This is a genomic window from Rheinheimera sp. MM224, from assembly GCF_947090785.1.
GTDB lineage: Bacteria > Pseudomonadota > Gammaproteobacteria > Enterobacterales > Alteromonadaceae > Pararheinheimera.
In genome coordinates this window covers 2639511-2650000 of the sequence record NZ_OX352320.1, presented here as the reverse complement: position 1 = coordinate 2650000, position 10490 = coordinate 2639511, and the positions used below count along the sequence as shown (strand labels likewise).

6 protein-coding genes and 2 rRNA genes (1 of these 8 only partly in view) are annotated in these 10490 nt (G+C 45.8%); 3 read left to right on the top strand and 5 right to left on the bottom strand.

Annotated features, from left to right (window positions below; translation table 11 throughout):
• Positions 1–1233 (top strand): 23S ribosomal RNA (locus tag OM978_RS12500) (it extends 1650 nt beyond the left edge of the window).
• 79 nt (positions 1234–1312) lie between these two features.
• Positions 1313–1427 (top strand): 5S ribosomal RNA (gene rrf, locus OM978_RS12495).
• 701 nt (positions 1428–2128) lie between these two features.
• Here rrf and OM978_RS12490 read toward each other — a convergent pair.
• The 4 genes from OM978_RS12490 to OM978_RS12475 all read right to left on the bottom strand — a co-directional run bounded on the left by OM978_RS12490 (position 2129) and on the right by OM978_RS12475 (position 6899).
• The gene (locus OM978_RS12490) at positions 2129–3241 is read right to left on the bottom strand and encodes an META domain-containing protein (protein ID WP_264342537.1); all 1113 of its coding nucleotides are present in this window, start codon (positions 3239–3241) and stop codon (positions 2129–2131) included.
• Between the two features lie 75 nt (positions 3242–3316).
• Positions 3317–3748: an alpha/beta fold hydrolase gene (locus OM978_RS12485; protein ID WP_264342536.1), complete on the bottom strand. Its 432-nt coding sequence runs from the start codon at positions 3746–3748 to the stop codon at positions 3317–3319.
• Positions 3742–4209: an alpha/beta hydrolase gene (locus OM978_RS12480; protein ID WP_264342535.1), complete on the bottom strand. Its 468-nt coding sequence runs from the start codon at positions 4207–4209 to the stop codon at positions 3742–3744. The genes OM978_RS12485 and OM978_RS12480 overlap by 7 nt, the downstream gene beginning before the upstream one ends.
• Before the next feature lie 104 nt (positions 4210–4313).
• The gene (locus OM978_RS12475; RefSeq protein WP_264342534.1) at positions 4314–6899 is read right to left on the bottom strand and encodes a TonB-dependent receptor plug domain-containing protein; all 2586 of its coding nucleotides are present in this window, start codon (positions 6897–6899) and stop codon (positions 4314–4316) included.
• Between the two features lie 292 nt (positions 6900–7191).
• Between OM978_RS12475 and OM978_RS12470 the strand changes: the two genes are divergently transcribed.
• Positions 7192–9408, top strand: coding sequence for a S9 family peptidase (locus OM978_RS12470; protein ID WP_264342533.1), 2217 nt, complete (start codon positions 7192–7194; stop codon positions 9406–9408).
• Positions 9409–9441: 33 nt separating this feature from the next.
• Here OM978_RS12470 and OM978_RS12465 read toward each other — a convergent pair whose 3' ends face one another.
• The gene (locus OM978_RS12465; RefSeq protein ID WP_264342532.1) at positions 9442–10425 is read right to left on the bottom strand and encodes a 2-hydroxyacid dehydrogenase; all 984 of its coding nucleotides are present in this window, start codon (positions 10423–10425) and stop codon (positions 9442–9444) included.
• Between the last annotated feature and the right edge of the window lie 65 nt (positions 10426–10490).

The following is a 10490-nucleotide window of genomic DNA, read 5'->3' as shown; positions in this document are numbered from 1 at the left end:
ACTAGGCAAAATAGTACCGTAACTTCGGGAGAAGGTACGCTCTTGTGTGTGAAGGACTTGCTCCGTAAGCACGTGAGAGTCGCAGTGACCAGCTGGCTGCAACTGTTTATTAAAAACACAGCACTCTGCAAACTCGTAAGAGGACGTATAGGGTGTGACACCTGCCCGGTGCCGGAAGGTTAATTGATGGGGTTAGCGCAAGCGAAGCTCTTGATCGAAGCCCCGGTAAACGGCGGCCGTAACTATAACGGTCCTAAGGTAGCGAAATTCCTTGTCGGGTAAGTTCCGACCTGCACGAATGGTGTAATGATGGCCAGGCTGTCTCCACCAGAGACTCAGTGAAATTGAAATTGCGGTGAAGATGCCGTATACCCGCGGCTAGACGGAAAGACCCCGTGAACCTTTACTATAGCTTGGCACTGAACATTGACCCTACATGTGTAGGATAGGTGGGAGACATTGAAGTTGCGACGCCAGTCGTGATGGAGTCGTCCTTGAAATACCACCCTTGTATGTTTGATGTTCTAACGTAGGCCCCTAATCGGGGTTGCGGACAGTGTCTGGTGGGTAGTTTGACTGGGGCGGTCTCCTCCTAAAGAGTAACGGAGGAGCACGAAGGTTGGCTAAGTACGGTCGGACATCGTACGGTTAGTGCAAAGGCAGAAGCCAGCTTAACTGCGAGACAGACACGTCGAGCAGGTACGAAAGTAGGTCTTAGTGATCCGGTGGTTCTGTATGGAAGGGCCATCGCTCAACGGATAAAAGGTACTCCGGGGATAACAGGCTGATACCGCCCAAGAGTTCATATCGACGGCGGTGTTTGGCACCTCGATGTCGGCTCATCACATCCTGGGGCTGAAGTCGGTCCCAAGGGTATGGCTGTTCGCCATTTAAAGTGGTACGCGAGCTGGGTTTAGAACGTCGTGAGACAGTTCGGTCCCTATCTGCCGTGGGCGTTGGATGATTGATTGGAGTTGTTCCTAGTACGAGAGGACCGGAATGAACGAACCGCTGGTGTTCGGGTTGTCATGCCAATGGCACTGCCCGGTAGCTACGTTCGGAACGGATAACCGCTGAAAGCATCTAAGCGGGAAGCCGGCCAAGAGATGAGTCATCCCTTGTACCTTGAGTACACATAAGGGTCGTTGGAGACCACAACGTTGATAGGTGAGGTGTGGAAGCGTGGTGACACGTTAAGCTAACTCATACTAATTGCCCGAGAGGCTTAACCATACAACGCCCAAGGTGTTTGTGTGTGGTGTGAAAAGAATTCTATCTAGCTTGCTTGTTAAAGACCTAAAAACAGTTTTTGCCTGGTGGCAATAGCGCTGTGGAACCACCTGACTCCATTCCGAACTCAGAAGTGAAACGCAGCCGCGACGATGGTAGTGTGGCAGATGCCATGCGAGAGTAGTTCACCGCCAGGCTCCCAATAAATGGAAAAGCCCTTCGCGCAAGCGAGGGGCTTTTTTATTTACTTCGAAATCAGGCGGTCGCCAGGGTGAAACAGGAAAAACGGGACGCAATTAGTTTTGCGTCACGCCTGTTTCACGCCACGAGCTCTGCGAGCGGCCGGACAAGACGGCCTGCTGTCGCCTCACCGCCCGCACTAATGTAGTTCACCGCACCAGAATTCAGCACCGTTCTGCTCAAATTCAGAACCAATCCGCTCAAACCAACACAAAAACCCGCTCAACAATCCAACAAAAATCAAACACGGCCGCCCACAAAGTACGCCCCGACTTGCGATTGCACCCTACTTAGATTTATGCAAAAGTACTCAAATTCAAACAGATACAAAATCCTAAGGCCACTCCATGCCAAGTCCACTACGCAATTACAGCAACAATGTACTCATTGCAATAAGTCGGTTACTGAACGCTATACTGGGAGGCAATCCTAGCCTGACTTTAAGTGCTCGCGCTGGCCTGCACTATAGAAAAGGGCAGTGGAGACAACGGCGATGGTTGATAAACAGGCTGTTCTGGTTACAACGAGATCATTGTGAGTTGGCAATACGATGGGATACGGACAGAAACCAGCAGGCGATAAGAGCTGTGGCAGAAGACAAAGTGATAAAAACAGAGCCTTTGTGACATCAAGCGACATCACAAAGGCATAAGTAGGATTAATTTAATGCAGGTTTCATTTCCACAACGACTTCATTGTTGTGGAATAATTGTAATTTATCGCCGTTTAATTCGATGCGATCAGCCATTTGTAAGTGCTGAGTAAAGTTCGATTCATAGTAGTTACTCTGAGCACAATATTTTTTAGTGCTAACCAAAGGGTTCACTTTCAATAAGTTAGAACTTTGGCTATAGCTGGCGTTAAATACGTTACAACCAGAGAATCCGTACAATTTAGCATTGTCGTTAAACAGCATGCGTAAATTGTATTGTTGTGGCACCTGAATAAACTTTACACGTTCTACCCGCCAGACAATACCTTGCACCTTCGCAACATTGAGAGTATCAGGGCAGGTGGCGCCAGGCCAAAACTGTTCAAATTTCTCAACAAACAGCATCTTGTCTTCTTTTGGGCTCTGGCGGGCGATCATGGTTGCGATCACAGGCTTACCATTCAGGTTTTTGTCTGTCTGATAATTACGCAGCATTGGAATATGATGTTGAGTCATGGCTATGGTTGATTTTTCACCGTTAGTACATGAGGTAAAAACGGCATTATTATCAATAACCTGATACATACCTAACATCTGCATGCTGGTATCCAGTTTAATAAAGTTATTTGAGCGTACTAACTCATAGTTGTCTTTGGAGACGACAGGCTTACCGGCTTCATCCAGCAGCACCACTTTGTTATTGCTGACAAACTGAAATGAAGGAATTTTAGTTTGCTGAGACATCAGATGAATGACCCGCCCTTCCAGCAACCAGGTACCTTTCACCAGATTCACTTCATGCTTGTCAATAAACTCCTGACGGGCTTCAAACTTACCGTCCTGAAATAAATTGACATGGTATTTCACGCCAGGACAACCTTCACAAGGTAAAGTACCGATAAAACTCATATCGCGGTCAATAAAGATATGACCAAAATCGGTGGCTTGAGCTTGAGCCACATGATCATTCAACACTTCGTTTTCAACTAATTTAGGTTCAGCCACTACTACAGGCTCACTGACTTCACTGATTGGGGCTGGCGCTTGCTCTGGTAGCTGGCTACAACCAGCCAAAGCTAAGACTAAAGCGCTTAAAATAAAACTCTGCTTCATATTCATCTGGATCCGGAGAAAATTGGCGCCATTATAAAGCAACTACGCAGACAGTCGAATGGTATTGCTGATTAAAAATTGTCATATTTTATTCTCTGTCTGGAGTTGTAAGAACTCTAGCACTACTAATGCACTGTCCTTTGGGCTTTCCTGCATAAAACAATGGCCACCTTTAACCTTGTTCAACTGCACCGAATGATTTAACTTGCGCCACTTTTCTGCTGATTTACTGACAAAAGGATAGGTCTTGTCACCATAGATGAGAAGAGTTGGACTACAGGGCTGCTGAAGCTGTTTCCATAGTTTTTTCGGATAAGATGCAAATATTTCTGCTTCGCGCTCGGCCTTACATTTTAACGTCAAGCCTTCGTTGCTGTGATCTAACGCATGGTCGATATAACTTGCCAGTGCATCATCTTGCCAGTTTTTAAACATACCTCTCTGGTGTAGGTAGCTGTATGCAGAATCTTTATCTGGCCAATGTTGACGACGGTTTAATGCTTTTTTTACCATGGGATTTTTTTGTATAACCCCAGCCAGTCCAGAGCCTGCATTACCGTCAGCATGCCGGGTGTAAATAAAACAGGATCAAGTAACACCACAGCGTCGAAAGGGCTGGAGGTTTTGCTATTGATAAGCGCCGTTAACACGCCACCAAAACTATGACCCACACCGTAGCAGGGGACATCAGGAAATAGTTGCTGATGCGCCTGCCAGGCTTCAAGCGCCAGATCCGCACTTTGGTTCCAGCCAATAAAAAAGCCACCATGGTCGCTGTCTCCATGACCCTGGGCATCAGATAAAAACAAATCAAAGTGGGGAAGCAGCTGAGCTAAAAAAGGTTGGTATATTCGGCTGCAATAGCCGTTGCCGTGCAAAATATGCAGCACTGCTTTGCCGCTTGGCGGAGTATAAAATCCACGTAAGGTAAAACCGTGTTGAGTAGAGTAACTCCAGGGAATTAAATCCATCATTTATCTTTATTGGGGGAATCTGAATGCACTTTGCCATGGTCATACCAGATGTGCAAATACAAAAGCCCGGCTTTAGACCGGGCTTTTGAGTTTATTAAGGTCTATCAGAAGTTATAGTTTAAACGCACGTAGTAGAAACCGCCGTTGATGCCCATAACCGCAGTTGTTGGGTATTTAGAACCCGCTATACCTTGCCATTCATGTTCGTCAGGGTATTCGTCAAATAAGTTTTGAGCGCCTACGCTGATTTCATAGCTGTCATTGATGCTGTAGCTGATTTCCGCATCTGTAGTGATAGCAGAACCTACTTCGATAGGTAAACCACCCTCCGCAGCTGTTAACACACCGCTGTCCAAGTGGTCTTCGTAGAAGGATCCGAAATGATTGATACGAACATAACCTTTCCAATCACCATAATTTTGATTCACAGTAAAGCTGCCACGAACACGGGGTAAACCACGTTCTAATTGCTCTACTTTAGCTTCGCTGATATTGCTTGAGTAACTGTCCACAGTCGTATCAGTCCAGTTATACGCAAAAGCTAAACCAGTGCGACCATTCCACAGATCAAAACCGTAGTTAGCCACTAAGTCAAGACCTTGGGTTGTAGTATCAAAGTCGTTAGTGAAGTACTTAACGCCAGTAAAGCTGCTGGCATCTTTAACACCTAAAGCTAACAACGCTTCGATATCTTCTGGAGTTAAATCCAGAGAAGAAGTTTGGCTGATACGATCTTCTACTTTGATATGGAAATAATCTAAAGTGACGTACCAATCGTTGACTTCAACTACTGTACCGATAGAGAAGTTTTTCGACTCTTCAGGAGTTAACGGCTTACCACCTTTTTGGATTGAGATAGGGTGGGTTGGCGGTAAAGTCGCAGTATCCACTAAACCAGCAGGGCTGAATGATGTAGTGACGTTACGTACGTTACTTTGACCTACAGTTGGAGCACGGAAGCCCGTGCTTACCGCAGAACGGAAAGCAATTTCATCAGTCGCCTGATACCGGGCAGTCACTTTGCCATTGGTGGTATCACCAAAGTCTTCAAAGTCTTCGAAGCGAAGCGCAAAGTCCATGCGGAAACTGTCGCTGAATTCAGCACCTAACTCAGTGTACGCAGCGTAGCTATAACGGTTAAATGAACCCGCATCTTCAGGTTTAAAGCCAGGGAAGCCGTTTGAACCTATACCAAAACCTTGTGAAGCCAAAGGACCTACTTCAAAAGATGCGGCGTCACCTGCATAAATTTCAAAGGTTTCATCGCGGTATTCCACACCACCAGCCACGTTGAGTGGATATGGCAATGCATCTACTTCAAATGGTTTGTTGAAATCTAAGTTGGCTGCTTTTTCCAGCTGTACATATTTACCTGGCTTGAAGGAGCGCGGGGTATCAGCACCTAACGACGCGTTTAGCGTATTATTGATATAAAACTCTACTTCACTTCGGCCAACAGACATACTGGCATCAAAAGCCCAGCCTGAATCCAATTCACCTTTTACACCAGAAGCAATAGCAGTATCTGTAATCACACCACCAAACTTAGGTGTAAAACCACCTGGCAACATGCCGTAATAGGTGAAGCAGTGGGCAGGCAGAGCATCTACGTCAGCCTGAATGGCTGCATGGTCACGGATGTCGTCACCAGTCATAGCTGAAATACTTGGGCAAGCGCCTAAGCTTTCATCCAGATTACCAATCAGCAAACTTTCGCCGCCGTCATTCGAGTACACACCACTACGTCCGGTTGGGTGGCGGTAATAAAAACCACCTTCTACATCACGTTCTGCCCAGTTAGTGAATAAATAAAATTCACGATCTTTTGCTACTTCTAAACCGATATTGGCAAATAACTTGGCATCACGTTTAAATTCTGGTGAACCCCATACCTGAGCAGGATTTTCAATAAATGGATTGCCCGCCGCTGCAGAAGCTGCTGCATCATCACGTTGTACAGAGCGACTCGTCGGGTCTGCCTGTTTAAATTCACCGCTGATATTGGCAAAACCATTGTCTGTGAATGGCAAACCTATGTTACCCGACACCTGACGCAGATCGCCGTCGCCTTCATAAAACTGTCCGCTTTTCACTTCAAAAGAACCGCCTTCAGCAGCATCTTTTAAACGGAAGTTAATTACACCAGCTATAGCGTCAGAACCGTATTGCGCTGCTGCACCATCCCGTAATATTTCGACTTGTTTTAGTGCAATGGATGGGATAACAGAGATATCCGGGCCTTGCGAGCCGTCAGAAATACCGCTTCCTAAGAAGGTAATAACAGCAGCACGATGGCGTCTTTTACCGTTCACTAATACCAATGTGCTATCTGGTGGTAGGCCACGTAAGTTAGCAGGACGAATTAAAGTGGAAGCATCGTTAATTGGTTGAGCACTGACGTTAAATGATGGTACAGCTGCGGTCATTAAACTGACCATATCGCTGGTGCCAGTCTTGGAAAACTCTTCGCCACCTATCACATCAACAGGAACGGCTGAATCACCTACGGAGCGCGGTGCGCCACGTGCGCCTATAACTGCTATTTTTTCAACTGATGCATCTTCGGCTTTCTTTTCTGCTGCGTCAGGGGTTTCCTGAGCCATTAACGAAGTGCTGAATAATAAACTGCCGCATAAAGCGATTTTTATTGCGGCAGCAACAGGATGGTAGTGGATTGATTCTTTCTTCATGGATGTTGCCTTCTCATCTGGATTTTTGTTTTGGCTCATTTTTATCTACGAGCTCTGTAATGACCATATTTGAAAAGTTCAGCTTTGTCTATCGTGATTTTCTGTGGTCTGATCGCTCATTTTTGGTGAATCATCGCACCATTCTGGTGCTTTGCGGGGCTTGGGACTGATTTTTTACAGAAGTATGACTAAAAAAATGAACCTAAATAACTGAAAAATGTCCGATCCGACTTGCTGTTTTATTGAAAGTCGATTCAGATAGCAGGGTTCATTTAATCAAGGATTTATAGTAGTGAAAAAACTTCTGACTCCGGCCGGTTTAGCAACGGTATTACTTTCTGCAACAGCGCAGGCAAGCGTCAATTTACCTCTGGAACGTTTGTTTGCAGAACCTGCATTAAGCGGTACAGCGCCACGTTCTTTAAGCTTTTCTCCCGACGGCAGCCGTGTTACATACCTGAAAGGCAAAGAAACCGATGCGAACAGGCTGGATCTGTGGCAATACCAGATTAAAACAGATAAACACAGCATTTTAGTTGATTCAAATCAACTATTTAGCGGGCCAGAGATGCTGTCAGATGAGGAGAAAGCAAGGCGAGAGCGGTTACGCTTATTTGCCAGTGGCATTATCAGCTATAACTGGTCAAAAGATGGTAAAGCTTTGCTGTTTCCACTGAACGGTGACTTGTATTATTACGACTTATCCAGCCAGAAAGCACGCAAGTTAACCAACACCGAAGCCTTCGAAACCGATGCACAAATATCGCCCAAAGGTCAGTATGTATCTTTTATTCGGGAACAAAATATTTTTGTTATGGACCTGAAATCAGGCAAAGAGACTCAGTTAACGACAGATGGTCAGGGTCTGATTAAGAACGGTATGGCTGAATTTGTTGCTCAGGAAGAGATGGCTAGAATGACTGGCTACTGGTGGGCTCCTGACGACAGCAAAATTGCTTTTAGTCAGATTGACGAGTCGCCAGTGGCTGAAGCTGTACGCAATGAAATTTATGCCGATGAAATTAAGCTCTTTAATCAGCGTTACCCATTTACCGGCACCGCCAATGTAAAAGTGAAACTGGGTGTTGTGGGAGTTCAACAGCCGGCCGTGCAATGGCTTGATTTAGGCAAAGAGCAGGATATTTACCTGGCCCGTGTCAACTGGAGTAAGTCCTCGTCTTTGCTGACTTATCAATGGCAAAGTCGTGATCAGCAGCATCTGGAACTGCGTTCTGTGGAATTACCCTCAGGCAAAACCAAAGTGCTGCTGAAAGAGCAGAGCCCCACCTGGTTAAATTTAAATGACGATTTGCATTTCTTAAAAGATAAACAGCATTTTGTCTGGGCATCTGAGCGGGATGGTTATAAGCATCTGTATCTATACAAACTCGATGGTACTTTGGTTCGACAGTTGACCAAAGGCGACTGGATAGTGAATAAGATAGAAGCTATTAATGAAGATCAGGGCATCATTTACTTCTCTGGCCGTAAAGACACACCGCTGGAAAGTCATTTGTATTCGGTACCTGTTAAAGGTGGTGATAGCAAGAGGTTAACTCAGGCTGAGTTTTCACATGCTGTGGTGATGGCTGAAACTGGCCAGAGCTTTATCGATAGTTACTCCAGCGTGTTACAACCGACTAAAGTGGAATTGAAGACTGTCGAAGGCAAAGTGCTGACTGTGCTTGAGTCGAATGATGTGTCTGGTTCACATCCGCTGGCGCAGTACAGAGATAAACTGGTGAAGCCACGTTTTGGCACTTTAAAAGCCAAAGATGGCCAAACCTTGCATTATCGTGCCTTTGAACCTGCACAGCTTGAAAAAGGCAAAAAATATCCTGTTATCGTCGGTGTATACGGTGGGCCAGGTGCACAGCGTGTAACTAATAGCTGGAGCGCGAAAGACTTGTATTTCCAGTACCTGGCACAAAACGGCTATATCGTATTCCAGTTGGATAACAGAGGTTCGGAAAACCGTGGTAAAGCCTTTGAAGATCCTATCTACAAAAAGCTGGCGGTAGTTGAGCTTGACGATCAAATTACCGGCGTTGAGTACCTGCGCAGCTTGCCTTATGTCGACTCTGGTCGTATCGGCATTTATGGCCATAGCTACGGTGGCTACATGAGCATTATGGCAATGTTTAAAGCAGGTGACTATTTTAAAGCTGGTGTAGCCGGTGCTCCTGTCACAGACTGGGCTTTGTATGATACCCATTACACAGAGCGCTATTTAGGCCACCCTGCAAGCAATAAAGCGGGTTATGAACAGAGTTCGGTATTCCCTTACGTGAAAGATTATCAGGGCAACCTGATGATTTATCATGGCATGGCGGATGACAACGTGCTTTTTACCCACAGCACCAAGTTGTATTCTGAATTGCAAAAGCAGGGAAAATTATTCGACAGTATGGATTACCCGGGCAGTAAACACTCGATGTTTGGCCAGCCAGTGCAAACCCATTTACATAAAACCATTACAGCGTTTTTTGATCGTCAATTAAAACAATAAACTGTGGGGCGGGTCCTGGACCCGCCCTCGTAATCAGAGCTCGTTGCCGCTTAATTTGTTTGCTTTAAACGCCAGCAGATTATCGCTGGTCACCTGACAAATCTGTTGCAAAGCTTCCTGGGTGAAAAATGCCTGATGTCCGGTGATCAATACATTAGGGAAAGTCAGCAATCGTTTAAACACCTCATCGTCTATCAGTTGTCCTGATAAATCCTGAAAAAACAGATCGGCTTCCTGCTCGTACACATCCAGGCCTAAATAACCAATCTTACGACTCTTCAATGCTTGGATTACCGCCTTGGTGTCAATCAGGCCACCCCTGCTGGTGTTGATTAACATCACACCATCTTTCATTTGTGTAAGGCTGTTGTCGTTAATCAGGTGCTGGGTTTGAGGAGTCAGAGGGCAGTGCAGGCTGATGATATCGGACTGAGCCCAGAGATCTTCCAAAGGCAAATACCGTACACCAGCTTTCACCAGCTCATCATCAATTTTGATGTCATAACACAGCAGCTGCATACCAAAACCAAGTAAAATTTTGGCTGTCGCCACACCTATACGTCCAGTGCCAATCAGGCCTGCAGTTTTGCCATGCAGGTTAAATCCCAACAAGCCATCCAGCGCAAAGTTATCATCCCGTACTCTGTTGTAGGCTTTGTGTAATTTGCGGTTTAAACAGAGGATCATCGCGACCGTATGCTCTGCAACTGCTTCGGGTGAATAGGCGGGGACTCGTGCGACACGCAGCCCAAGCTCTTTGGCTGCGGTTAAATCGACGTTATTAAAGCCAGCGCAGCGTAAGGCAATCATGCCCACTCCCATGGCTTTGAGTTGTGTCAGAACGGGTTTTGACAAGTCATCGTTTACAAACACACAGACAGCCGTATAACCCTTAGTTAATTGAGCGCTATGTTTATCCAGTGGCACATCAAAAAAGCTGAACTTAAGGCCTGGATCTGCCCATTGTTTAAAACTGTCCTGATCGTATTTTTTTGCGCTAAAGACTGCAACTTTCATTTTTGTGCTCCTTGCCGGATATCTGAAACTCAGAGTAACGCAAAAGGCTGCAGGCTTTATTGTTT